The following is a 25,977-nucleotide window of genomic DNA, read 5'->3' on the forward strand; positions in this document are numbered from 1 at the left end:
TTTTGCATGGAGGGATGACAAGTGCCATTTTTAAACCGAATTGGACTAACTTTTGTAATAATTGGGATTCTAATAGGGACTTATTTTTCTTTTGAATGGTACAAAGGGAAAAGTTCTGCGCAAGATTTAACTATGAAAGAACTAAAGCATTTTAAGGAGCTAGAAATAAAGTCGCATTCTGCTAAAGATCCTGTGAACTCACAAGTGCCTTCTTCTCAAATGCAGTATAAAGAAGGAGAAAAAGTAGCTACATTAAATATCCCGAAAATAAAGAAAAGGTTTTCTATTCATTGGGGAGCTGATGAAAGTACGCTAAAAAAAGGCGTTGGTATGTTTGTCAGTGGTATTAATACAGTTCCATCTGAACAAGGTCATACAGTGCTGAGTGGGCATCGTGATACTTTATTTGCAGACTTAGGCGAACTAAAAAAAAAGATACTCTCATCGTAGAGTATGATAAAAAGATTTATACCTATGAAATCCAAAAATGTGGATTACTCATGCGGATGATCGAACGGTCATAGTAAAAAAAGAAGAACCAACATTAACGTTGACAACTTGCTATCCATTCGATTATATAGGTGATGCACCAGATCGATATATTATTGAAGCAAAGTTAATTGCTACTCATTCAAAATAAGATTACAGCATTTAGAACCTTAGCTATTTAGAATAAAAGGGAGAAAGAGAATATGTCAAAAACTATTTTAATTGTTGAAGATGAAGATATTCTACGTGAAATTTTGAAAGACTATTTCTTAAACGAACAATATAAAGTACTTGAAGCCAGAGATGGAAAAGAAGCGTTATCTTTGTTTGAAAGCGAAGAGGTTCATTTTGTCATTCTTGATATTATGTTACCAGAATTAGATGGTTGGTCTGTGTGCCGAAGAATCCGGAAAACATCTCAGATTCCGGTTATTATGCTAACAGCACGTGTAGATGAAGATGATACATTACTTGGATTTGAGTTAGGAGCAGATGATTATGTAACAAAGCCCTATAGTCCTCCTATTTTATTAGCAAGAGCAAAGCGATTACTAGCAAGTAAAGAAGTTAAAAATATATCCTTGGATAATAAGGATGATATGCTATCTATCCATGGGATCTGTGTTCATTTTCCTTCGCGGGTTGTTACGGCAGAAGGAATGGACATTAGTCTAACGCATACAGAGTTTCAGATATTAACCTATTTCATGCAGAATCAAGGGATTGTTTTGACAAGGGAACAATTAATTAAAAAGGTTTGGGGATATGAATTTACTAGTGATGATCGTACAGTGAATAGTCATATTCGTAATTTACGAAATAAATTAGGAGATAAAGCAAAGTATATTAAGACTGTTGTTCGAATGGGGTATAAGTTTGAGGGGGATATATGAGAAAAGGAATTGTATTAAAATTATTTATTCTTACAACAGCGCTATGTATGTTGATTTTAGCAACAATTTTTATTGGACAAACGATATTTTTTAAACAATATTATGCGAATCGAAAAGTGAAGGATATTCAAAAAAATCTGGCTTCTTATGAGAAAAGCTATTTAAGTAGCAATAATGGAGAAGCAGTTCAAAAACTTGAACAGGACTTTTATCGAGAAAATAATACGTGGATTACAACGTTAGATCGCTATGGAAATTTAAAGCATACAGATGATTTTTATGTAGAAATAAAATTGGAGCGCCTTGCGCAAAAAGAAATTGGACAAGAAACTATAAGAATTCCTTTATATAATCTGATGAGTTTTGATTAGCTGGAAGAGAATGTAGAGCGAATACAAATGACAGGCATGAAAATCTATCTTTCTGGAATAAAGAAAGACTCGATATTTATTCCAGCTACCTTAAATGTGAGAGAAAATATAAATTGGAATAATAAAATACTTAATAAGAAGATAAGTGAAATTGCTTTGCAATTAAAAATGAAAGGAAAAACTGCAAAAGAGGTATCATATACTTCGTTATCAGGAATTGTTACAAAGTTTCAAATTCCTGATAAAGCTGAAAGAGTCGACTCGATTTATAAAAATAACTTATTTATGGACAGTATAAAAGAATTTCAATCCGATTTATTATTAAATGAAAGTAAGAATATACGAGATACACTGCAAACTATTGACTATGAAAAAAATGATATAAAATATAAATTATTAATCAAACCAATAAAAGATAAAGATGGCACATTAACATATATATTTGCAATGGCATCGTTACAGCCTGTAAATGAAGCGGTGCAAATGGTAAAAGATTATTATGTATATATCATTGCATTTGTATTAGTTCTTGTTTTTCTAGCTTCTTTCTATTATTCAAAACAAATTGCAAAACCATTATTACGAATAAATCATACAACTAAAAAAATTGCGCATTTAGATTTTTCGGAGAGGATTCCGGTTACTTCAAAAGACGAAATTGGTGATTTATCGCAAAATATTAATATGCTATCGAATACACTCCATTCACACATTAAACAGTTAGAACGAGACATTGAAAAGGAAAAAAAGTTAGAAAGTACACGGAAAGAATTTATTTCAGGTGTTTCACACGAATTAAAAACACCACTAAGTATTATGAAAAGTTGTATTTCTATTTTAAAAGATGGAGTAGCTGAACATAAGAAAGAATATTACTTTCAGGCAATGGAAAAAGAAGTAGATAAGATGAATATGTTAATTTTGGACATGCTGGAATTGGCTAAATTTGAATCTGGCACATATAAAATGAAGATGGATACTTTTTATATCGATGCAGTGATTGAAGAAATCTGTGAACAATTAACAGTAGAGATAGGGAAAAAAGAACTTCATGTTTACAAACATATTTCTCCGGCCCAAGTTATTGCAAATCAACATCGTATTGAACAAGTAATTGTCAACTTCATTACGAATGCAATCCGTTATACACCTAACAAAGAGGATATTATTATTTCCACAATAGATGAGTCAAATCGCATTAAGATTTGCATAGAAAATAAAGGTGTTCATATTGAAGAGGAACAATTAGATAAAATTTGGGATCGTTTTTACCGGATAGATACAGCTCGTCAACGTTCAAAAGGTGGAACAGGGCTCGGGCTTGCTATTTCGAAAAACATTTTAGAACTTCATAAAGCAGAATATGGGGTAACTAATACACAAGATGGTGTGTTGTTTTATTTCTATTTACAGAAAAAAGTGTAGGCTTTCCTTTCTACAGTTTTTTACATTTTCTGATAGACATAAAATGAAAGTATTTCGTAAATGCTGTACTGACATTCCTTTATGTAAATCGTCCCTTTTGACTTTAAGTTGTATATAGCAGTCAAAAATGATTTTGAGGAAAAATATATCTCAATGACCTAGTTTTACACGTATCGGCTGAACCCCTATAAGCCGAAAAGGAGGAATCGTTGCCGTACCCCTTTTTATTCAACAAACCATCACAACAGCGGTCAACTATGCAGGTACTTAAAATATCGGTGTACACCGGTTTGATTTTTTTTGTAAATATGGAACAAATTTATTACTTAGATTGTCTACTAAGTGTACTCCTGAAAATATATCCGAACAGTACAGTAGTCTTTATTTATAGGAAAATCTACAATTTACAAGGAGAAGACTTTATGAGTAAGAGAATAAAAGAGTTAGATTCTATACGGGGATTAGCAGCTATTACAGTGGTAATCGGACATTTTTGTTTGATGCTACCATCATTGCCTAATTCTATAAAACTATCGCCTCTTAGGTTTTTATGGGCTGGTGGAGAAGCTGTAATCATTTTTTATGTACTCAGTGGTTTTGTGCTATCTATGGCACTCTATCATTCAAAAACAAATTATTGGGGATATTTAATTAAGAGATTTGTACGAATCTATATCCCTTATTATTTCTGGATATTTATCACCTTTGCTTTATTTATTTTATTTTCATCATATGAAGTTATAGGACTTCGAGATTGGTTCTATGATAAGTGGCAAGGGCCAATAACAAAACTAGATATTATCAATCACTTTGTACTTCTTAATAACTTTTTTACGGATAATTATAATCCGGTTATCTGGTCATTAGCTCAAGAAATGCGTATATCTATCGTGTTTCCCTTGTTATTCCTTCTATTTTATAAACAGAGTTGGAAGAAAACGATACTGTTTGCTATGAGCTTTTCTTTAATTAGTATTTTTCTTAATATGTTGCATATTGGTAAAGCTGAGGGATTTTATAATGGTTATGCCGATACACTGCATTTCACATCTATGTTTATGGTCGGAATGTTACTTTTTAAGCATCAGGAAAAACTTACCCACTTATATAGAAATATGAAAAATTTAAAAAGAAATCTTCTTATCACACTAGGAATCTTTTTATATGTATACTCTACTGGAATTTTGCTGATTTCTCGTAGTGATACTGCTTTCCTATTAAAGGATTGGGGTGTCGTAATTGGCGTTAGTATACTGATTATAATGGCCATGAATAATCTAAAGATAAAAGAAATTTTAAATAAGAGTGTATTTGTATACTTGGGAGAAATTTCATATAGTATCTATTTATGTCATTTTCCAATCATGATGGTACTATTTAAACTTTTGTATACAAAAATACCTATCCTTTTCCTTCTTATCTTATGTATTACAATGACAATACTTTGTTCTATAGTATCGTATCATTTAATTGAAAAGAAATGTATCAATTGGGCAAAACAAAGAACAAAAAATTTCAAAAAAAAAGTGTAATACTTGTAGGAGGAAGGAAACGATTCAAAAAATAAGCCGCCTTGAAAAATCCCCAATTCAGGCGGTTGTTTTTTCTTTAAATTCCTATATTAAACTTTACACCTAAAAAAATAATTTTGAGTCCAAAAAGGTACAGATTTTTTATAGGAGGAGTAATGTATGAAGCATACGATTAAAAAACGATTTATTATATTATTCTTTATTAGTATTTTAGGTTTAGGAACCATGTCTGTAATATTTTATGTTAAGCATAAAACCAATATTCAAAGAAATAAAGCGATTGCTACCGAACAACGCTTATTGCAATATGAGCTAACCGTGAAAAGAGAATTAGAAAAATATAATTTAGAAGGTAAAACAGCAGTTTTATTAGGAATTATGTACCAAGAGAGTAGAGGTGTGGGAAACGACCCTATGCAGTCTTCTGAATCACTGGGATTAAAGCCAAATGAAATTCAAGAGACAAGCTTGAGCATTAGACAAGGGGTCAAACACTTTGCTCAAATGTACAAATATGGAACGGAAAAAGATGTTAGCATGGAGACAATTATTCAAAGCTATAATATGGGACCAGGGTATATTGATTTTATTGCTAGTCAAGAAGTTAAACAACACTCGGAAGATTCGGCCAAAAATTTTTCTAAGATGAAAGTTGATCAAAATCCAGAGATGTACACTTGTGGTGGAAATAAAAAAAATTTTAGGTATCCATATTGTTATGGTGATTTCGTGCGCCCATAAGGGGGCAAGGAAAAACGGTGATTGCAAGCCGTTAGGTTAACCTTAAATGACCTAGTATCACTTGGTTTACCTTGGAGGGAAACTGAAGGGGGACAACAGCATGCCAAGAAAGCCGTAAGTTGGCTAAGCATCAAGCTACGACTGAACGGCGAGATATAAAGTACGAATAAGGATAAAAGCTAGACTGCTTGAACGATAGCACAAGGGAGACTACCGTAACTAATCTCGGAAGATGCTTACAAACGAGATTTAACAGATGTCATGAGGATAGTGAATGTCATCCTACATGAATAGGGTCATCTGTTGCCCGCTTCTATATGGAAGAAACGTGTGAACGTCGTATCCGAAATCGTATGTGCAAGTTCCTTGTCTACTAAATGGGGATTGCCTAAGTCAGAATGCCCAAATGGCTATTAAGGATAACTTCAAGACCTAACAGTCAAGAAGTATGGCTTATGAATATCTGATATGGCAACGGAGCCTTCATAGTAGTCAGAGCTAGGGAAAGCCTAGTACAAGGCAAAGGAAGGCAGTCTGTTAGCTTATTACCAAATTGGGGAGGTGCGAAAGGCACTATGCAATGTCCAAAAGTAGTACTAAGCAATCTGCGAAAGAAGAGTCTTGATAAAAAGTATCAATATACAAGACTCTATCGAAATCTTTACAATCCAGATTTCTTTTTACTGGCATACAATAATCTAAGTAAAAACGATGGCGCATTAACTATGGGAGTAGACCAAAGGTCTATTGATGGATTTTCTGTGGAAGAAGTAGAACAGCTCATTGAAGTGTTGAAAAATAAGCGTTATCAACCCTACCCGTCCAAAAGAGTTTATATACCGAAGAAAAATGGTAAGAAAAGACCTTTAGGAATACCAAGCTTCTGTGACAAATTAGTGCAAGAAGTTATTCGCATGATTTTAGAAGCAATCTATGAACCAAACTTTTCTAATTCCTCACACGCGTACCGGAAAAATAAAAGTTGTCATAGCGCTCTATTAGAAATAAAACGTACTTTTACAGGAAGTAAATGGTTCATAGAAGGGGACATTCGAGGTTTCTTTGATAACATTGAACATCATACTTTAGTGGGAATTTTGCGAAGGAAAATTGCCGATGAAAATTTCATAGAGCTCATTTGGAAGTTCTTACGTGCAGGGTATTTAGACGAGTGGAAGTTTCACAATACATATAGTGGAGCTCCACAAGGTGGTATTATAAGCCCGATACTCTCAAATATTTACCTTAATGAATTGGACGTATATATGGAATCTTTTAAGAACAGCTTCAATCAAGGAAAGAGACGAAAGAAAAATCCTGAATATGAAAACGTGCGAAGTAAAATGCGTAGGCTTGAGAAGAAAATTGATAACACCAATGAACAAGAGGATTCTGATAGTATCGAAAACTGGAAGCAAGAAGTGAAGGTACTGAAGAAAAAACTGACACAAATGCCTTACAGCAATCAAATGGACAATGAATATAGAAGACTTACTTATGTAAGATATGCAGATGACTTCTTGATAGGAATCATCGGTTCAAAAGAGGATGCCCAACAGGTAAAAGAAGAAATAGCAAAATTCCTCAAAGATAAGCTGAAATTGGAATTGTCCATGGAGAAAACGTTAATAACAAATGCATCAAATAAACAAGCCCAGTTTCTTGGATATGAAATCAAGATATTCAAAAGCCAAGCAATTCGTACGGATAAATTAGGTAGAAAAATAAGACTGTTAAATGGCAAAGTCCAATTAAAAATGCCACATAAAGCATGGGTAAATAAGTTACAAAAGTACCAAGCCATCCAAATGAGTGCCAACGGCACTTGGAAGCCTAAACCAAGAAATTACTTTCAACGAAATGAAGACTTAGAGATTGTTTCCCAGTATAACAGTGAAATACGTGGATTGTATAACTATTATCGACTAGCCGAGAACGTGAGTAATCATATGCACAGGTTCGCTTACTTCATGTTTTATTCGATGTTGAAAACATTCGCTACGAAATATAGAAAGCGTACCAAACATATTCGGAAAAAGTATATGAAAAATGGACGCTTTACAGTGGAATATGAAACAAAAAGAGGTATAAAACAAATCCACTTTATCGAGCGTAGTTTTCCGAGAATAAACGGAATTTCTAAAGAGCAAACAGATGTTGTACAAAATACTAGATACACAATGAGTACAACAAGGCTCTCAGATCGAATAAAAGCGGAAACGTGCGAATCATGTGGACGAAGTAATACAACCATACACATGCATCACGTTAAAAGGTTGAAAAACCTTCGGGAAAAGTCGAATAAATCATATCTCGAACAACAAATGATTGCGAGAAATCGTAAAACAATCGCTCTTTGTAAAGAGTGTCATTTAAAAAAACACAAAGGCGAGATGTAAAATGCAGATGACAGATGGAGAGTCGGATACATGGAGACGTGTAAGTCCGGTTCGGAGAGGAGCATTTGGAAACCTATCGCAGAAACGTGGAAAGGCGCTGGGTGCTTACTTTACACATATGCAACAAGGGTGAATGAAAAAGCAAAGGTTATTGAAGAACTTCTCCGAAAAAATTCAAAGAGTAACTCAGAAAAATTATAATGTAAGAATTTTAAGATTCGTGTGAGGTATTTATTAAACCAGGTCATAGTGATACCCGTATTCTAAAAATGGTCTGACTACATGCCTGGTTCAGATGAGTTTGGAGTGACTCATGCAAAGTAGGCAGGACTTAAAAAGCACTCCACCAAGCCACGAGAATTTAGGTTTTACCGTAGGTACCATTTCACGTTCAACAAAATAATATTAGGCTCATAATGTCTCCATTTAAATAAACTTTCCTTATCCACACTAATCAGTCACCTTTTAAAGTAGCCTCATCAGTATGGATAATTTTGAGAATGTTCAATATCTCCTTATTATTGTAAAATTATATTAATACATGTTAATGTACACATAAAAAACAGGATAGTTCCTATAAAAAGTAAATACCACAATGTCTAGGGGGTTGAAATGGTGGGGAAAATAGTTTTTTTTAAAAAATTAGATAAGAAACTAATCTTTATTTTATTCATATTATGTATCACCAGTATTGTTGCAATATACAGCAGTCAGCAAACCGGGCAATATGGTAACCAAAATTTTGCTATGAAACAAATGGTAAATTACGCCATAGGTTTTGTTCTATTATTAATTGTTGCCAATATCGATTTAGATCAATTACAAAAATTAGCTTGGCCGATTTATATTGTGGGGTTCATCTCAATTATCATTTTAAAGGTATTACCAGTGTCAAGTTTTACACCTGAAATATTAGGGGCAAAAAGGTGGTTTAGATTTCCAATTATTGGTGCTATTCAACCAGCTGAATTTTTTAAGCTTGCCTTAATTCTTCTGGCCGCAAGTTTAGTCGTAAAACATAATGCACAGTATATGGCACGGACATTTCAAACCGATTTACTTTTGATTGGTAAAATATTTTTGATAACTATTCCACCTGTGTTACTTGTATATAGTCAACCTGATACGGGAATGGTGTTCCTATATATGGCAGCCATTGCATGTATTATATTTATGTCAGGAATTCAAAAAAAGTTAATCGTACTATGTGCAGGAATTCCGATGACTGTATTGTCTGCTTTAATATTTATATACGTAAAATATCCAGATATTTTCTTCAATAAGTTAGTTACTTTATTAAAGCCTCACCAACAATCGCGAATTTTAGGCTGGTTAGATCCATTTCAGCATACAGATCAGGGATATCAAACTCAACAATCACTTTTAGCTGTTGGTAGTGGAGGGATAGAAGGAAAAGGCTTCGGTTCTGGAAATGTTTATATTCCAGAAAAACATACTGATTTCATTTTTGCCACAATTGCCGAAGAAGGCGGTTTTATAGTTGCTACTTTTATAATATGCATATTCTTCTTAATGCTTTCCCGAATACTTATAATTGGTAATTCTGCAGATAATTTATTCGGCACCTTACTATGCGCAGGAATTGTAGGCGTTCTAATGTTACAATTTTTTCAAAATATCGGTATGATTGTGGGATTAATGCCCGTCAAAGGTATTGCACTTCCATTTTTATCATATGGCGGAAGCTCTTTATTTTCGAACATGCTAATGATGGGGCTTATTCTATCCACACGAAAAACATACAAAGAATATATGTTTTCAGTGAATCAGCACTAAATATCAAATAAGGAAATACGAATAATTTACCATTAATTAATGGTAGATAAAATATAGATTATTCTAAAGAGGTGTAAAATGAATTTTATTAATGAACAAGAAAAAAAACTTACTAAAAGACAAATTATATTATTTATATTAATAGTAGGATATTATTTCCTTGTAATATTAGCTACCACATTTGGCCGTTCAGCTGAGAATATCTTTTTAAGAACAATTGATTTCGATGTACTGAGCCAGTATCAACAAGCATGGAATCAATTTTCATTTAATTCTTTTTTTCATATCATTGTTAATATAGGTATGCTATTTCCGCTAGGGATTTTATTACCCCTATTTAGTGAAGTTTTTTTAAAAACAAAATGGATGTTAATCAGTTCAATTACAACATCTTTATTTATTGAAACTCTTCAATTTATAACACTTCGTGGAAGTGCGGAATTAGACGATTTACTTCATAATACCATTGGTATGATGCTAGGTTATTGTATATTAAATATAGTTCTTATTTTTTTGAAAAAAAAAGAATCACACACACAAATAGTCAAATATTTAATCTTACCCACTGCAGTAAGCTTCGTCACACTTGGAATAATTATTTCATATCAAGTGAAAGAATTTGGTAATATGCCATTTGATTCTTATGGAAAAACAGATATGTCTCACGTCACTATAAAAACATCACTAGAGTTAAGTAATGAAGGTGATAAGATACCTATTTACGATTCCAAAGGTAAAAAAGTACGAGACGTCGAAATTATCTCTCCAAAAGAAGCATTTCAAAAACTGCAACAAGGAGATATGTATCCTATGGGACCTTTCGGAGCGGGTGAAGAGTTCGAAGGTGAGACATTAGTTATTACAGAGTATAATTTAAAGCACGTTACTGATACAAAAGGTTTTTCTCAGCCAGCATATATTTTTCGCGTACAGTTAAAAGATAATGACGACGTAGTACTTATGACTCCACCTATTTCCGCAAGAAAATAATGTGAATTTTTCTCTCTATATGTGGTACAGCCAGTTGACTATCCACTTAAGATAAATTCATATCCATAATTCACAAAAAACGTTATTCTTTTTGTAGAAATATACAGTGGTCTGGCCCCATTTGGTGAGACAAAGAAAAAACACCTAGATAACATGTTTCCTAGAAGCTATAGGTGACATATTATCTAATTTTCTCTGAATCCGTTCATTATTATAGTAGTGGATGTATTCATCCACAGTTTGTATTATACTAGCATTATTCGATTGTTTTATATTTTGCGCATAGAATCCTTCGGATTTCAAATGAGAATGAAAGGATTCTATGAGGGCATTATCATGGCAGTTTCCTGTACGAGACATGCTTGTGATAATGCCTTTTTCTTTGGCATATGTTTGAAATTGTTTTGATGTATACACCTTTCCTTGATCCGAATGTAAAATCGTATCAATCACATTTCGCTTTTTTAAAGCCTCTTTTAGAGTATCTAATACAAGAGAAACATCCTGTGTCTCAGCTATTTTATAACTTACAATTTCATTGTTAAACCCATCTATAATAGATGAAAAATAAAGAGTCTTATTGCCGAACATCAAATATGTGATATCAGTGAACCATTTTTCATTAGGCTTGGTAGCTTTAAATCTCCGTTGTATTCTATTTTTAGCTACCACTGGTTCATGACCGAGTACAAATATCTTTTTCTTTTTTCTAACCCGAGATAATACGTTGTATTTTCTCATGATACGTAATACTTTTTTATGATTCATTACGATGTTAAATTGATCACGTAGACAAGCTGTAACCCGACGATATCCATACCGATATTTATGATGTTGACATATTTCTATTACGGTTTTTTCTTCATGGTTAGTTACTGTTTTCTCCTGCTTTTTCCAACGATAATAAGTAGCACGTGAAATATTAAATATGGAACACAGTTCTGCAATTGTAAAAATTGATTGCCATTCCTTTATCATTTTCATTATTTCTTCTTTTCCTCCCACCTCCTTAAGATTTCTTGGCACTTTTCCAGCAATATAATCTTTGCCTTTAAATAACGTATTTCTAATTCTTTTTGTTCAAGTTCTGTTAACCTTTTTAAGCCTTTTCCATGTGCAGATTGTCTTCCAATAGATTGTTCAAACCGATAGGTTTCGCCTTCACGATACCATTTCATCCAAGTTTTAATTTGAGCTACATGTCTAATTCCTAAGGCATCCATAATTTCTTTATTTTTGAATCCTTGGTGTTTCATTTCAACTACTTTCCACTTTATTTCGGCGGGATAATGCACCTTTTTCCCCATACGAAAAACACCTCCATTAAAATCATAACTGATACTTACGATTTAGAGAGGTGTTTTTTATCGTCTCATTCTCAGGGTTCACTCCAAATAGGAAAGGATGGCGTTTTTTTACAATTGGGGGTAAAGTAAATTCTTAAGTTGATGGGCATGGGGTCACCATATCAAAAAAAGAAAATTGTACGTTTAGACACAATTTGGACATAAAATAACCGGTACCTTGTATATTAAGGAACCGGTTATTAATGTTGCAATTTTTTTACTAAACTTATTTATAATGAACGTAAATTAACTACATTGGTATACCTGGTAAAAGTTTAGCCATCAATACAATAATTGCCGCTAAGAAGACTGCCTTAATAATGAATAGAATAATAATTGGAATCGATGCTTTCACTTTGCTTAATCCAGCTGTAATATGTAATCCAAGCCAAATTAAGGCTAAATTCCATACATAGAATACTTCAATTGTATTACCAATTCCATATGCAAATGTACCTTCCGTAAATAATAATCCTAAACTTGTATATTGAGTCATTCCAGTACCAAAAATTAGACTTAAAATTGTATTAATAAGTCCACCAATAATAAGGACAATATTTGTATAAACTACAATGTTTACTAGGGTTTTATAAGGGGTATCATTCCCAAAAATCATCATAAACATCTTATAAATAGCTGCAATGAATAGTGTACTAATCATTGCACCAGCAAAACTTGAGCCAATTCCAGAAATCACTTCTGATGTAAGTGAACTTTGTCCAGCCAGTTCACCTAACTCTTTTTTCATTTTAAGCATCTCAGGTGAGGTATTTATAACATACGTACTTAAACCACCTAAGAGTCCTTGTAACAGTGCCACAAAGAAGAACATCCCCCAAATTTTCTTCTTTGTTTTCATTCTTTCAAATTGTACTCCAGGAGATGTAATCATTCCAAATAATGATGGCTTTTTCACATCTACTTCTTGTGTATTCATATTCGCTTCCATTATAGCGCCTCCTTCTATTTATATAATCCTCTTAAAGGATGATTCAAACAATATGTAAGAGTAATAGAGATACTTATCTCTATTACTCTAGTAAACTATTCATAGCGAAGTGCTTCAATTGGCTCTAATTTTGCAGCTTTATTCGCTGGAATTAAGCCGAAAATAATACCGAGTGCCATTGAAAACAATACGCCTCCAACAACAACCTCCCATGAAACAAGCGGTGGCCATTTCGCAAATGTCGAAACAACATATGCCCCGCCATATCCAAGACCAATTCCGATTAAACCGCCAAGAAGCGTTAACATAACTGCTTCAATTAAGAATTGCAATAAAATTTTACTACGTGTTGCACCAAGTGCTTTACGTACCCCAATTTCACGTGTACGCTCCGTTACAGATACGAGCATGATATTCATAACACCAATACCTCCAACGACTAATGAAATACCAGCGATACCACCGATGATCATTGTCATAATACCCGTCATTTTTGAAATACCTTCTTGAATCTCTTTTAAATTCATAACTTCATATTTACCAGTTGCATCAATTGGTTTGCGACTGTTTAAGACATCCGCAGCTTTTTTACCTGCTTGTTCTAAATCATCTACATTTTTTGCTTGAACAGAAATATTTTGAATTTCATCTTTTCCATACAGTGTCGGCCATAATGAAATTGGAACTAGTGCTTCTGATGGTCCCATTCCCATGAATTCATTATCTGATTTATAGACACCGATAATTTGCATCGGTTGACCTTTTATTTCAATGATTTTACCGACTGGATTGACATCTTTAAATACCTTCTCTTCCATTTGTTTATTAATCATGACAACGTTATTACCTTGATCCACATCCAATTCTTGCAGTGAACGCCCTTTAAGTACTTTCACTTTATTCACCATGAAATACTCATTGTCTAATCCTGTAATATTCACCATCTCTTTTTTATCTTCAATATCAAGAGATTCCATACTTGAATTTGTTGTAACAATATGTGCAATTTCTGGAATTTTTTTAATTTCAAAAATATCTTCTTCCGTTATCTGTGGTGTTTGCATCATTTCCATATCAAAGGGATCATTGATATCTCCACTGTAATGAATTGAAATTGTTTGATTGCCGGATCCAACAAATTGTGACTTCAGCACGGCTTCACCGCCTTGTCCAATTGCAACGACAGTAATGATAGAACCGACACCGATAATAATTCCAAGCATCGTCAGGGCTGATCGCAGTTTATGAGCTAGAATAGAAGATAAGGAAATTTTTATACTATCTAGTAAACTCATACCGCGCACCTTCTATCTTCTGTGATTTTCCCATCTCGTAGTACAATGCGTCGGGAGGAATAGGCAGCTACTTCTTCTTCATGTGTAACCATAACAAGTGTCGTACCTTCTGCATTTAATTTTGTGAAAAGATCCATGATTTGCACACCAGACTTTGTATCAAGGGCACCTGTAGGCTCATCAGCCATAATAAATGTTGGATTATTTGCAATCGCTCTTGCAATAGCAACACGTTGCTTCTGTCCACCTGATAATTCATTTGGTAAATGATGAACCCTGTCCGCTAATCCAACCTTATTAAGCGCTTCAAGAGCTCTTTGACGACGTTCTACTTTCTTAATTCCTCCATAAACAAGTGGAAGTTCAACGTTTTCTACTGCAGAAAGGCGCGGTAATAAATTAAAGTGCTGGAATACGAATCCAATATATTCATTACGGATCAAAGCAAGTTTTTCCTCGTCTGCAGTTAAGACATTCACATCATTTAGCATATATTTGCCTTCTGTCGGACGATCTAAACAACCAATGATATTCATAAGTGTTGATTTACCAGACCCAGACGGTCCCATAATAGAAACGAACTCACCGCGCTGAATTGTTAAACTAATACCATGTAAAATCGGCACTGCCAATTTACCTTGATAGTACGTTTTAGAAATATTATTTAACGTAATCATTTTTCTTTCACTTCCATTCCGTCATACACGTTGTCAGAAGGATTTTTAACCACCTTTTGCCCCACTGTTGCGCCTTCAATAATCTCTGTCCAATCGCCATCAGTAGCACCTTTTTTCACATTTTGTTTACGAAGCTTTCCTTTCTCTTCGATATAAACAAAAGCATCTTCGCCTTTTTCTACAATGCTTTTAGTTGGAACAGCAAGCATCGTCGTATTCTCTAAATTTACTTGTAATGAAACATGGTACCCTGGAGATAAACCATCTTGGCTATCAAGGCTTGCCTTATATGTATATTGAGACATATTTTGAGTTGCTTCACCCACGCCGCCAGCTTGCGCCATCTCTGCGCTCGTTGGGAACTCACTTACCTCTGTAATCTTACCTGTCCACTTCTTCTTGCTATTTGCTTTTGCAGTTACAGTGAATGTTTGATCCTTTTGAATTTGTGACTTCTGAAGCTCAGTTAACGTACCTTGAACTTGGAATGGATCTTTAGAAGCTACTTGTAAAAACGCTTTTCCTTGACCACCTAACGCTTGAGATGAACTTTGCGCCGCATCTTTATCTAACTTTTGAACAACACCAGCGAAATTACTATAAATCGTAAGCTCTTTCTGCTTTTTACTTAACTCTTCTTTCTGCAACTTCCCTTTTTCTTTCTCAAGATCAGTTGTCTTTTGAGCAATCTCTAATTCGTTTACTTGCTCGTCCATCGGATCTGTTACTTCTTTCCCAGCTCCGCTATCTTTCGCCTTCTTAATTTCTTTCTTGAGCGAATCAATCTTCTTTTTCCCTTGATCATAACGCATATCCGCCATCTTCTGATCAAGCTCAGCTTGCTTCATTTGAAGATTAATCTCTTCATTATTATAAGAGAATAACTTCGTACCTTTCTCTACCTCTTGTCCCTCTTTTACCTCAATATCTTTCACTTTTCCTTTGGCCGGATCCGCATAGAAACTTTCAATATTTCCAGGCTTCACCTGACCAGAAATTAACTTCGTATTATTCAGCTTACGCTCTGTCACTTTCTCAAAACTTACAGCATCAGCCGTTGTTGATGCGCCCTTCTTCTTACCTTGCATAATAAAAATATTAACTGCTGCAACGATAGCTATTAACGCAATAACCATCGAAATAATAATTCTTTTTTTCCTTTTGTTTGAAGTATTGATGTTATGTTGTAACATAATTAATCCCCTTTCAGCATAATGAATTTTTGAATTTCATAGAAATTAAATACTACAATATAACATAACATCAATACAAATATATTATTCATTATTACGCAATGTCTTCACAGGCACCACTTATCAAATTAAACAGTGAAAAAGTAGTTTTATCATATTTATTTAATAAAAATATCTAATATGCAAATTTACATATTTTTAACTTGCTTTTTTGTGTTAAATTTATATCTGTTAATGAAGATATTAAAAAAAGTTATCTTGATTAAGGGGTCGCATAATGGAAACTACAATTAAATCATCGTTTTTCTCTGTAAAGAAACTAAAATATGCAATACAACTCTTTTATAAACCTAAAAAGGTTTTTGATGAAATGAAGGCTGGTAACGGTTTAGGGTTAGTAAATATTATTGTTATCTTGTTAATTAATACTTTAATAACCTTTATCATTTCAAAAAGTGCAGTTGGAACAAGTGAAATAGGGGCCTTACTTCCTAAAGAGCTTTCAGAAAAGCAGAGTACGTTAACCTTATTTTCTGCAATTATGTCGGTGTTATCTATTATTCAATTTTTATTTGGTGTATTAATCATGACTGCAATTTATAAATTATTAGTTATGATTACGAGCGCAAACGTATCATTTTCCAAAATATTTAGCATTACATTTTTAACACAATTACCCGTTATTTTAGGTAAATTAGTGAATTTTTTAGCACAAGGGGTATCAATTGAAAACAATATTTCAATTACAAGCTTAGGATATACTTTAAAAAGTTTAGGTATAGAAAATACATTTATCTTAAGTTTATCATCTAGATTTGAAATATTTTCTATGCTAAGTTTCGCTTTAACAGTTATGGGGATTTATTGTTTGTCAAATAGCTCTAAGAAAATACCTACTATATTTTGGGCAGCATGGCTTGTTCTTGCCTTAATCTCTTCCTTTTTAGTATCGTCGTATTTTTAAATTTATTTGGCTTAAGATGAGACTTCTTAGGCCAAACAAATTCCAAACATAAATAGGGGGACAATTACATGTTAACAATGATCGCTGATGTAGCAGCAGCTACTGGTATTTCTACTGCAAATGCAACTATCGTAGTAAATGCTATTAATGCTGGGATGACTGTTTTTGCAATCGTGGGTGCTTTTTCATCTTTCGGTTTAACTACAGGTATTCTAATTGCAGCTAGAAAAATGGCAACTAAAAAAGCAATTGCATATTAATTAATTTAAATAAAGACGCCCTTGTTAACAAGGGCGTCTTTATTTAAATTAATATAAGAATGGGTGGTTTTACAATTATGAAATTATTAAACAATCGGAAAGTTTTACTAACCATAACAGTTACTTTATTTTTCATTAGTGTTATTTTAGGATTAGCATTATTTAGTCTTATTACTCCTGCAAACCCTGAAGGAACTGAAGTTGTAAAATACTACAAATATGATTCGAGTTGGGAAACGTTCTTGAGCATCCTATCTAAAAATGCTATGGTTTGCATTGGACTTGCATCCGGCATCTTTTTATTGGGGATTCCAACAATTATTATATTGCTTCTTAATGGATTTTGGTTGGGATCTATTATGGGCGTTCAAATTTCAACACATCATTCAATGTCAAAAGTTTTAGGTACATTGATGATGCATGGAATTTTTGAGATACCAGCTTTACTATTATCTGGATATTTAGGATTAATGGGTCTAACCTTTTATTTTACCAAAAATAAGCATTGGACAAAGAAAATCAAGTTATTTGGTTTAATCTGCATTTTACTTATCATAAGTGCACTAATTGAATCATTTATTTCAATGAATCTTAAATAGATTGAAAGATATATAAAATTTTAGAAAAAGGTGTAAATATGTTTTTAAAATGGTTAAAGTGGAGACTATATATTAGAACAAAAAATAAATGGGGAAATTTAAACTTTCTTAATTTTAATATGAAAGGATTTCAAATTCTAAAAGTTTTGCTACTATATCGCTTTTTATACTCAATTTTCTTTTATGTTGTTTCCTATTTTGTTATTAGCAAGCTAAGTTATTTTTTAATAACCCCACAAAAAAAACTCGGTAATATTTCTTTATTAAACAACATATCATTCAATTACTTTATTTGGTCTATATATTTTCTTATAGTACTTATTTATGCTATAGTAATTGGGAAAAAAATATCCGATTATTTTATGAATACCCAAGACCATATATGGTTATCTTCGATATTAGGTATTCCTAAAAAAAATCAATATATATGGGTTTTTGGTGAAAATTTAATATGGAAATCTATCCCTATTTTGTTTTGGTTCTTACCTATTTCTTTATCTATAAATAATTTTTTGGAATTAGGTGTATATGTATATTTAAAAGTTTTAGTACTATCCATTATTTCTTATCTGCTCATATCTTTATTTAGCTTTTATATCTATAATAATATCAGCTTTAAACGACAAAAAAATATGAATTGGTTATCAATTTTCATTGTGCCCGTTTTCTTACGTACTCTAATTTGCTATTTTATGTTTCAATTAGGGTTGAAATTTTCTCCGTGGTTTATAAAATTCCCACTGACAAGAAATGGTGTGAATCCAGAGGAATTTTACAAATGGATAGAAAATGGAAAAACCCTTTCATTAACTGTATTCTCAAATTGGGTAAATTCACTATTCCATTTCATTTATTTACCTAATAATATTTTTGCTAGTTTTATTATTGATTCTATTGAATATAAAAAACTATTTTTTAGCATTTTTATATATTTAATAATAGTTTATTCTGTAATACTTTTAATTAAAATAAATATTCCTAGCAATCGCATTTCAAATCGAATTAAATTGTATTTCTTTAATGGGTTAAATAGAGTCGCATTATTAGGTTTAAATCCTAAAAATTATGCCATCTTTAAAACAGTTTTAACTTCAAAATATGTTAAAAGAAAGCTTCCAAACTTGTATGGGAATTTATTTTTCTGGGCTATGTTAGGTTTTTTCTCTTCAATCTTATCTCTAACAACTAATAATATGAAAATTCATTATCTGGCTTTAGTATTTTTAATGTTTTTCCCTATTTATTTTTATGTGCATAATATTATTAAAGGATTTGTGGGAAAGATATCCTTTGAAAGCGATAAAAACTTACTCTTATTATTTTTGATTTCTGGAAAGAATATCTGGCTTGTATTTCGAATCAAATTATTAATTACAAACCTTATCATTTTCCCGTTTATATTTATAGGGGACCTAATGATTTTTTGCATAGGAAACATTTCTATAAAATTATTATTCCTTTTAATTGGAGTTCATGCTTCTAGTATGGTTTTATTTGTATTAATATGTACAATCCCAAACATATTAAGCCCACATTTCAATTATTTAAACGTAGAAGAAATTAATGAGTATCCTGATAAACAATTTATTGAACAAGGCTTATATTATTTCATGACAGGTTTCTTTATACCATTTTTAATGTTACCTACTGCTTTGTATTTAACAGATAATATTAGTGATTCTCTATATATAACTGTGCAATTCACTCTATGTATAATTGTTAATAGTATGTTTTCTTTTATCTTAACTTTATGTATTCGTTATAAAGTATCCAAACAACAAATATTAGAAGATATATTAAATTAATTAATAGGAGAGAAATAATTGGAAAATATAATTGAATTTGAACATGTATCTAAAACAATTGATACTAAATGTATTTTAAAAGATATCACATTTACTTTACCTAAAGGGAAAATTGTTGGTTTATTAGGTCCTAATGGAGCTGGGAAAACTACCTTATTAAAAATTGCAGCACAAATTACAAGTGATTATAAAGGTTGCGTAAAATTAAATGAGGATGCAATGTTTTTACCTGATTACCCACTCATTTTCCCGGAATTAACTGGTAATGAATATATCCGTTTATTAACAGACTTATTTTCAATAACATTAACAGATGACGAATTAAATCAACTACTTTTAGATTTTTCTCTGCAAAATGAAGTAGAAAAGAAAATCTCTGCTATGTCACTAGGGAATAAAAAGAAACTCAGTTTGATGGGAATAGTTTTTAAAAAACCTACGTTATTATTACTAGATGAATTCATTTCAGGAATCGATCCAATTAATATGAAGGCAATAAAAGATTTTCTTATTAATTACGCAAAAAAGGGAAATACAATATTAATTTCAACGCATCAATTAGAAGTAGCTCAAACCTTCTGTAATGAGATTATGGTTATTAACAATGGGGAAATTATTACATCAAATTTAGAAATGAAAGAAGCTTTATCACAAAACTTATCTTTGGAAGAATATTTTATTAAATTAATTACAGGAGAAAATTATGAATAAAAACTTATTAATTATTATATTCCTAGTTATTTTTACTATAATAATGGTTAGTGCTGCAATTATGTTAGATCAAATTATGGCAGCTATAATTTTAGTAATTTCAATATCCATTTTAATTTATAATTTAGCCCCAAATAAAAAGTCCTAATTTACTTAGGCCTTTGCTAATACCCTCAGATTTTATCATTTTAAATAGAGTGTTTAGAAAATGGACTTATAATGGATAATTTAAAATAAGAAACTCACTTCTCCTTTTCAATTGAAAAAGGGAAGTGAGTTTCTTATTATTTACCATCTATATATCATAAAAATTTCAGCACTTCTGGAATTTACGATTAATTAGGTGACGTCGTGTTTCTTCATAATCTTAAAAAACCTATTTTTCTTCCTCTCCTAGTAATTGATTTACAGTTGTTGATACGATATTCCAACTTCTCTTAAATACCTCTAATTTTTCTAATCCCTTATTTGTTACATGGTAATACTTACGTTTAGGTCCTAGATTAGAGGTTGTCAAAGTGCCTTCAATTAACTTTTCTTTTTTCATACGTAATAAAAGTGGGTAAATACTGCCTTCACTTACAAACGTAAATCCAAATTGATTCAATTTAGTACTTAGTTCATAACCGTATATTTCTTCTTGTGAGATGATATATAAAATACAACCTTCTAATACCCCTTTAAGCATTTGGCTATGCATCAATTCATATCCTTTCAGTAGATTGCTATGCAAGTCAATATATAATTAGAGTGTACCATCGTGTAACTTATTTTGTAAATTACACGATAGTCTTTTAATAAGGAATAAAAAATACGATGAACATTTCTTATAAATATGATTGCGTATTTTTCTATGTCTAATGATTGTAGTTTATTTTGAAAACACTACCATACATTCGACTCCTATTTTTCATAAGTTATTTCTAATATCGTTTCCTTTATATTCCTTCATTATTTTATAGAAAGAATTTTTCTTCAGTCCAAGTAACTCCATAAACTTTACACCTGTTATTTCTCTATTTTTCCACTTTAGATAAGTTGCTTCTATTATATGTAGTTGCTTTGGGCTTAGTGTTGCAAGGGTAAGTTGAGGACGTCCTAAATGCTTCCCTTGAGATTTAGCGACAGCAATCCCTTCCGCTTGTCGCTGATGAATTTTTTTACGCTCTTGATCCGCAACGTAGGATAGCAAAGATAAAAATTGATCCTCCATTAATCGTCCCATGTCACCGATCTCACGAAATTTACGACTATCAAACAAAGTTTCGTTTTCTAAAACAATAATATTAGCTTGTAATTCTCTTGTTATATACTTCCACTCTGAAATTACCTCATCATAATTGCGGCCCATACGATCTAAGGCATCTATGTAAACAATATCACCTGTACTTAATATTTTTCGTAATAATTGATATTGAGGGCGATCAAAATGTCGTCCACTTGCTTTATCGACAAAAATGCGTCGAGCTTCCACTCCTCGTTCCATTATCTTATGTAACTGACGTTGTTCATTTTGATCTTTTGTACTTACACGTATATATCCATAAATATTTGCCACGTTTTGTATTCTCCTTACACTTGTTACCACAATTATAGCATTTTTGTTTATAAAGGTATTCATTAAAAATAAACGTTTATAAAACAATTCGAATCACCTTTGTAAACTTGATGTTTCAACGTTTCATAGATAGGGCTCCTACGTTTGTAAAGGTATACCTTTTTAAACGATTAAAAAATCTCAACCTAATAAATTAATTTTTTTAGACTATCTTTATGTTTTCGCATTCACCAATAATAAGTATTCTGTAGATTTTATCAATACCTAAATACCTCTAAAAAATATATATTTTAGTAAATGATGCTTATTGGAAAAGGGGCTAATGAACATGAAGATAAAAAAGAGGCAATTGGTAGCAACTATATATCCAGGTCAGTTATTTAGTACTGCAACTTTACCCGAAGGCACGAGTTTTTTGAAATGGGAATTAGCAGGTAGCGGTGATTTAGATGATATTCTTTTTGACGTAATGGAAGATAAATTCTGGGACATAGATGACCTTATTTTTAGTGATGTTTTACACGAAAATCGAACTGAAGTAGTACAAAATAAAGAACTCTACATTGATAATGTTAGGAATGCTACATCATTAGTTGGAATAAACATATATGCTTTAATTTATGAATAAAGACGCCGCAATATTTCTCAATACCCATTTTTTTCTACAAATTGTATATTTTAGTTAGGTTGCTGTAGTAACCTAACTAAAATATACAATTATTATGAAATGGGGAATGGATATGGAAACAAAAGCGACAGTAGAGATTGCAAGAGTAAGATCAGGTAAAGAGCCACAACCAGGACAGAAAAATCGTTCAAGTGGCAACTTTAGTACTGAGAATCTTCCTGCAGGAACAAAATATTTGAAATGGGAGGTTATAGGAGGCGGAGATCCGGACTTTATTAGCTTTAATGTAATGGAAGATAAGTCTGCTGCAACGGACCCTACTCATTTCTCTGGTGTATTAAGTGGCAATCGGACAAGTGTTATATCAAAAAGATCTCTTTATATTGCTAACCCTAAGAATGCTACCTCTGAATTTACTGTAATCGTATCTGCTATGGTTCAATAAGTAAAATCAAAAAGGAGACTACGAAATATTTTTTTAGTCTCTTTTTTATTGGTTACTTCTTCGCTCTTTCTATTTAACTTATTTAGAAAGAATAAGATTTTTGGATAATTGGGGAAATAAAGTTTCTTATGTCGACGGACACGCGATCCTAATACATAAAGAATATTCCTGTGATTTTTTTCAATATAGGTGTATCTTATAATCAATAAAAAAATTCAAATTTATGTTACACCTATATGAGGAAAGGTTTTTGATTTAATAGGGAAAAATACTATAGGGTGGAATAAAACATGTCTTTGAAAAAGAAATTAGGTATGGGAGTCGTTTCAGCCGCTCTTGGTTTATCTTTAATTGGTGGGGGGACATATGCGTATTTTAGTGATCAAGTTGTGACGAATAACACATTAGCCGCGGGGACATTAGATCTTGCTATGCAGCCTACCACTTCTCTCAATTTAGATAATTTAAAACCTGGGGATAAAATTTTAAAGAAATTCAATTTAAAAAATAGTGGTACGTTAGATATTAAAGATGTTCTAATGAAAGTGAATTATACCGTGAACGATTTAAAACGAGAGGTTCTGTTGCAAAGTTTCTTAACAGATAAAAAGTTGGTATGATTGCAGATAGATTTTATGCGATCGTTAGAAATTGTTGTAATTCATTGTACGTCGAAAAAGCGAAGTTTGGTTGTTGCAAACTTCGTTTTCGTTTATATATAGCATGAATTGTTTCGATTCCTTTCAAGGTGCGTGAAGCATGGCGAAGACTTTGAAATCCTGCGGATCTGGAAAAACGTCGCTTGATATGTCTATGATCCTGTTCAATGAGATTATTCAAATGCTTGATTGTACAATGAGTGGTATGCTTATAAAAGCCTTGTTCTCTCAATTTATTGAACGCACAAAGTAGCGCGGGCGCTTTGTCTGTTGTGAGATCCGTTGGTTCTCCAAATGTTTTCACTAGTCTTTTCATAAAGGCATATGCAGCTTGATGATCTCGTTTTTTGCGAAGTTGAATATCCAATGTATGTCCATCTTTATCGATTGCTCGATAGAGATAACACCATTCGCCTTTCACTTTGATATAGGTTTCATCCAGGTGCCAAGATAGCTGTGCGGATTTGTTTTTCTTTTTCCAAATTTGATACATCTGATTTCCATATTCATGTACCCAACGCATAATCGTTGTCGGATGAACAGAGATGCCACGTTCCCTCAAAATTTCAGATACATCACGATAACTTAAAGAAAAACGACAGTAATAGCCAACGGCTACCAAAATAATATCTTTCTTGAATTGTTTTCCTTTAAAATATCTCATGTATCATGCCCCTCGAGTCATTTTCTTTAAATTTTAACTTTGCTTAGACATCTTTGCAACAGAACCTTTCAAAGTATTCGTCATGCTCCACATACCTTGAAAGGCCTTGAAACCGTTCATGCTCTATATAAACGAAAAAGCGAAGTTTGCAACAACCAAACTTCGCTTTTTCGACGTATAATGAATTGCAGGTATTATTCGCCTTTGCTTACTACACAAGAATATTTAAACTCTTTCTATTTTGAAAATTTTTACAACAAAATCCTTTATGTTGTTCCAATGAGAATTGCTGGTCTTCCTATTGAGTAATATTCAATTTTTTCACAGGATCGAATTCGATTGTCTTCAAAGCAATTTCTACCATCAAAAACAATTGATTGTTTCATTATTTTCATCAATGCCCCAAGATCTAAAAGTTTAAACTCTTTCCATTCTGTAACGATAAATAAAGCATCCGCATCCACTGTTGCTTCAAACACTGAGTTGGCAAACCTAATTGTATTTCCTAATATCTTTTTGGCATTATCAATCGCAACTGGATCATAAGCTACCACTTCTGCCCCCATTTTGGCCAATGAAAGTGCAATTTTGATTGACGGTGCTTCCCTCATATCATCAGTCTCTGGCTTAAAAGCAAGACCAAGCATCGCAACCTTTTTCCCTTTTAAATTCTTCAAACGATTTATTGCTTTTGCTACAAGGAGTTCTTGCTGTAAATTATTAATTGCTACGGTTTCTTTTAATAGGGAAAAAGAGATCCCATGTGTCTTAGCAGTATGAATCAAGGCTTTGATATCCTTTGGAAAACAAGATCCACCGTAACCAATACCAGGCTGTAAAAAAGCTTCTCCAATCCTTTTATCTTTTCCCATTCCTTTTGCTACATCTTCAACATCTGCACCTAATGCCTCACATAAATTAGCTATTTCATTAATAAAACTAATTTTAGTGGCTAAAAAAGCATTAGAAGCATACTTAATCATTTCCGCACTTTTAATACCTGTCAGTAAAAATGGTACATTTAACGGAAGATACAATTCTTGTATTTTCTTTGCCACTTCTTCATTTTTAGAACCGATAATAATTCGATCTGGTTTCAGTGTATCCATGATGGCGGAGCCTTGTCTTAAGAATTCTGGGTTTGAAGCCATTTCAAAAGTCACATCTTCTTTACATATACCCTCCATAATTTTTTTAAGATGTTCAGTCGTCCCAACAGGCACTGTACTTTTTACTACAACTACAGCACTCTGGGACATGTTTGACGCAATATCCTTTGCAGCTTGCTCAAGGTATGATAAATTTGCTCTCCCATCCTCCATTTGTGGGGTTCCTACAGCAATGATGATAACCTCGACACCATTCAATCCTTCTTGATGAGAATTTGTAAATTGCAACCTTCCAGCTGCGGCATTTTGAGTAAGTAAACCCTCCAAACCTGGTTCATATATTGGAGAAATCCCTTGATTTAGACTCTTAATTTTCTGTTCATCTGTATCAATACAAATAACACTATGCCCTATTTCCGATAAGCAAATACCTGTAGATAGTCCGACATAACCTGTACCTAAAATAGCTATCTTCATA

General features: G+C 32.5%; 23 protein-coding genes and 6 pseudogenes. 19 read left to right on the top strand and 10 right to left on the bottom strand.

The genetic code is table 11. The annotated features are described in order from the left end of the window. Positions 1–21: 21 nt before the first annotated feature. From MHH27_RS30115 to MHH27_RS32130, 9 genes and pseudogenes are all read left to right on the top strand, one after another. Positions 22–640 (top strand): annotated as a pseudogene (locus MHH27_RS30115) (class D sortase). A gap of 52 nt (positions 641–692) precedes the next feature. After that, positions 693–1,382 carry a response regulator transcription factor gene (locus tag MHH27_RS30120; RefSeq protein ID WP_340945441.1) on the top strand — a complete coding sequence of 230 codons (690 nt, stop codon included), beginning with the start codon at positions 693–695 and terminating at the stop codon, positions 1,380–1,382. Continuing rightward, positions 1,379–1,903 (top strand): annotated as a pseudogene (locus tag MHH27_RS32125) (two-component sensor histidine kinase); the annotation flags it as partial. The gene MHH27_RS30120 and the pseudogene MHH27_RS32125, both read left to right, overlap by 4 nt. Before the next feature lie 63 nt (positions 1,904–1,966). Continuing rightward, positions 1,967–3,178, top strand: a pseudogene (locus tag MHH27_RS30125) (sensor histidine kinase); the annotation flags it as partial. A 422-nt stretch (positions 3,179–3,600) separates the two neighbouring features. Continuing rightward, positions 3,601–4,710, top strand: a complete 1,110-nt coding sequence (locus MHH27_RS30130; protein WP_340945443.1) for an acyltransferase family protein — start codon at positions 3,601–3,603, stop codon at positions 4,708–4,710. A 159-nt stretch (positions 4,711–4,869) separates the two neighbouring features. Then, the gene (locus MHH27_RS30135) at positions 4,870–5,451 is read left to right on the top strand and encodes a lysozyme family protein (protein ID WP_340945445.1); all 582 of its coding nucleotides are present in this window, start codon (positions 4,870–4,872) and stop codon (positions 5,449–5,451) included. 575 nt (positions 5,452–6,026) lie between these two features. Beyond that, on the top strand, positions 6,027–7,850 hold the full coding sequence (locus MHH27_RS30140; protein WP_340945447.1) for a reverse transcriptase domain-containing protein: 1,824 nt from the start codon (positions 6,027–6,029) through the stop codon (positions 7,848–7,850). Between the two features lies 1 nt (position 7,851). Next, entirely contained in the window at positions 7,852–7,983 is a 132-nt protein-coding gene (locus tag MHH27_RS30145; protein WP_340945580.1) for a hypothetical protein, read from the top strand. Further along, positions 7,962–8,051 (top strand): annotated as a pseudogene (locus MHH27_RS32130) (lysozyme family protein); the annotation flags it as partial. The gene MHH27_RS30145 and the pseudogene MHH27_RS32130, both read left to right, overlap by 22 nt. 170 nt (positions 8,052–8,221) lie before the next feature. On the opposite strand, the pseudogene MHH27_RS30150 reads toward MHH27_RS32130, so the two are convergent. Next, positions 8,222–8,299: pseudogene (locus MHH27_RS30150) on the bottom strand (IS6 family transposase); the annotation flags it as partial. 163 nt (positions 8,300–8,462) lie between these two features. On the opposite strand from MHH27_RS30150, the gene MHH27_RS30155 reads away from it, so the two are divergent. Together MHH27_RS30155 and MHH27_RS30160 are read left to right on the top strand one after the other, a co-directional pair. Beyond that, on the top strand, positions 8,463–9,647 hold the full coding sequence (locus MHH27_RS30155) for an FtsW/RodA/SpoVE family cell cycle protein (RefSeq protein ID WP_340945449.1): 1,185 nt from the start codon (positions 8,463–8,465) through the stop codon (positions 9,645–9,647). A 78-nt stretch (positions 9,648–9,725) separates the two neighbouring features. Further along, entirely contained in the window at positions 9,726–10,637 is a 912-nt protein-coding gene (locus MHH27_RS30160; RefSeq protein WP_340945452.1) for a VanZ family protein, read from the top strand. Between the two features lie 144 nt (positions 10,638–10,781). Here MHH27_RS30160 and MHH27_RS30165 read toward each other — a convergent pair. From MHH27_RS30165 to MHH27_RS30185, 5 genes are all read right to left on the bottom strand, one after another. Next, a protein-coding gene (locus MHH27_RS30165) for an IS3 family transposase (protein ID WP_340945454.1) occupies positions 10,782–11,944 on the bottom strand; the annotation gives its coding sequence in 2 pieces (ribosomal slippage) (positions 10,782–11,677 and positions 11,677–11,944; 1,164 coding nt in all). 289 nt (positions 11,945–12,233) lie between these two features. Next, positions 12,234–12,932 carry a Yip1 family protein gene (locus tag MHH27_RS30170; protein WP_340945457.1) on the bottom strand — a complete coding sequence of 233 codons (699 nt, stop codon included), beginning with the start codon at positions 12,930–12,932 and terminating at the stop codon, positions 12,234–12,236. Between the two features lie 95 nt (positions 12,933–13,027). Further along, positions 13,028–14,227, bottom strand: coding sequence for an ABC transporter permease (locus MHH27_RS30175; protein WP_340945458.1), 1,200 nt, complete (start codon positions 14,225–14,227; stop codon positions 13,028–13,030). Further along, complete coding sequence (locus MHH27_RS30180; RefSeq protein WP_016123849.1) at positions 14,224–14,904, bottom strand: ABC transporter ATP-binding protein; 681 nt, start codon at positions 14,902–14,904, stop codon at positions 14,224–14,226. Before MHH27_RS30180 ends, MHH27_RS30175 begins: the two co-directional genes overlap by 4 nt. Then, a complete protein-coding gene (locus tag MHH27_RS30185) occupies positions 14,901–16,097 on the bottom strand; it encodes an efflux RND transporter periplasmic adaptor subunit (RefSeq protein ID WP_340945462.1) in 1,197 nt (398 codons plus the stop codon). Before MHH27_RS30185 ends, MHH27_RS30180 begins: the two co-directional genes overlap by 4 nt. 277 nt (positions 16,098–16,374) lie before the next feature. Here MHH27_RS30185 and MHH27_RS30190 point away from each other — a divergent pair, with 277 nt between their 5' ends. The 5 genes from MHH27_RS30190 to MHH27_RS30210 all read left to right on the top strand — a co-directional run bounded on the left by MHH27_RS30190 (position 16,375) and on the right by MHH27_RS30210 (position 20,436). Next, positions 16,375–17,061 carry a YIP1 family protein gene (locus tag MHH27_RS30190; protein WP_016123851.1) on the top strand — a complete coding sequence of 229 codons (687 nt, stop codon included), beginning with the start codon at positions 16,375–16,377 and terminating at the stop codon, positions 17,059–17,061. Between the two features lie 68 nt (positions 17,062–17,129). Continuing rightward, a complete protein-coding gene (locus tag MHH27_RS30195; RefSeq protein ID WP_016123852.1) occupies positions 17,130–17,321 on the top strand; it encodes a hypothetical protein in 192 nt (63 codons plus the stop codon). Between the two features lie 77 nt (positions 17,322–17,398). Beyond that, positions 17,399–17,920 carry a stage II sporulation protein M gene (locus MHH27_RS30200; RefSeq protein ID WP_340945466.1) on the top strand — a complete coding sequence of 174 codons (522 nt, stop codon included), beginning with the start codon at positions 17,399–17,401 and terminating at the stop codon, positions 17,918–17,920. Between the two features lie 38 nt (positions 17,921–17,958). After that, entirely contained in the window at positions 17,959–19,725 is a 1,767-nt protein-coding gene (locus tag MHH27_RS30205; RefSeq protein WP_340945468.1) for a hypothetical protein, read from the top strand. Positions 19,726–19,743: 18 nt separating this feature from the next. After that, a complete protein-coding gene (locus tag MHH27_RS30210) occupies positions 19,744–20,436 on the top strand; it encodes an ATP-binding cassette domain-containing protein (RefSeq protein ID WP_000427699.1) in 693 nt (230 codons plus the stop codon). Between the two features lie 376 nt (positions 20,437–20,812). Here MHH27_RS30210 and MHH27_RS30215 read toward each other — a convergent pair whose 3' ends face one another. Further along, positions 20,813–21,136, bottom strand: coding sequence for a PadR family transcriptional regulator (locus MHH27_RS30215; RefSeq protein WP_340945471.1), 324 nt, complete (start codon positions 21,134–21,136; stop codon positions 20,813–20,815). A 210-nt stretch (positions 21,137–21,346) separates the two neighbouring features. Next, entirely contained in the window at positions 21,347–21,994 is a 648-nt protein-coding gene (locus MHH27_RS30220; RefSeq protein WP_340945473.1) for a recombinase family protein, read from the bottom strand. Positions 21,995–22,322: 328 nt separating this feature from the next. On the opposite strand from MHH27_RS30220, the gene MHH27_RS30225 reads away from it, so the two are divergent. From MHH27_RS30225 to MHH27_RS30235, 3 genes and pseudogenes are all read left to right on the top strand, one after another. Then, positions 22,323–22,622: a hypothetical protein gene (locus MHH27_RS30225; RefSeq protein ID WP_000694314.1), complete on the top strand. Its 300-nt coding sequence runs from the start codon at positions 22,323–22,325 to the stop codon at positions 22,620–22,622. Positions 22,623–22,734: 112 nt separating this feature from the next. Next, on the top strand, positions 22,735–23,067 hold the full coding sequence (locus tag MHH27_RS30230) for a hypothetical protein (RefSeq protein WP_000448097.1): 333 nt from the start codon (positions 22,735–22,737) through the stop codon (positions 23,065–23,067). A 290-nt stretch (positions 23,068–23,357) separates the two neighbouring features. After that, positions 23,358–23,645 (top strand): annotated as a pseudogene (locus MHH27_RS30235) (TasA family protein); the annotation flags it as partial. Positions 23,646–23,700: 55 nt separating this feature from the next. Here MHH27_RS30235 and MHH27_RS30240 read toward each other — a convergent pair. Together MHH27_RS30240 and MHH27_RS30245 are read right to left on the bottom strand one after the other, a co-directional pair. After that, positions 23,701–24,390: an IS6 family transposase gene (locus MHH27_RS30240; protein ID WP_340945357.1), complete on the bottom strand. Its 690-nt coding sequence runs from the start codon at positions 24,388–24,390 to the stop codon at positions 23,701–23,703. A gap of 266 nt (positions 24,391–24,656) precedes the next feature. Next, positions 24,657–25,976, bottom strand: coding sequence for a UDP-glucose dehydrogenase family protein (locus MHH27_RS30245; protein WP_340945476.1), 1,320 nt, complete (start codon positions 25,974–25,976; stop codon positions 24,657–24,659). Position 25,977: the final 1 nt, after the last annotated feature.

Source organism: Bacillus sp. FSL L8-0152, assembly GCF_038006365.1.
GTDB classification, from domain to species: Bacteria; Bacillota; Bacilli; order Bacillales; family Bacillaceae_G; genus Bacillus_A; species Bacillus_A cereus.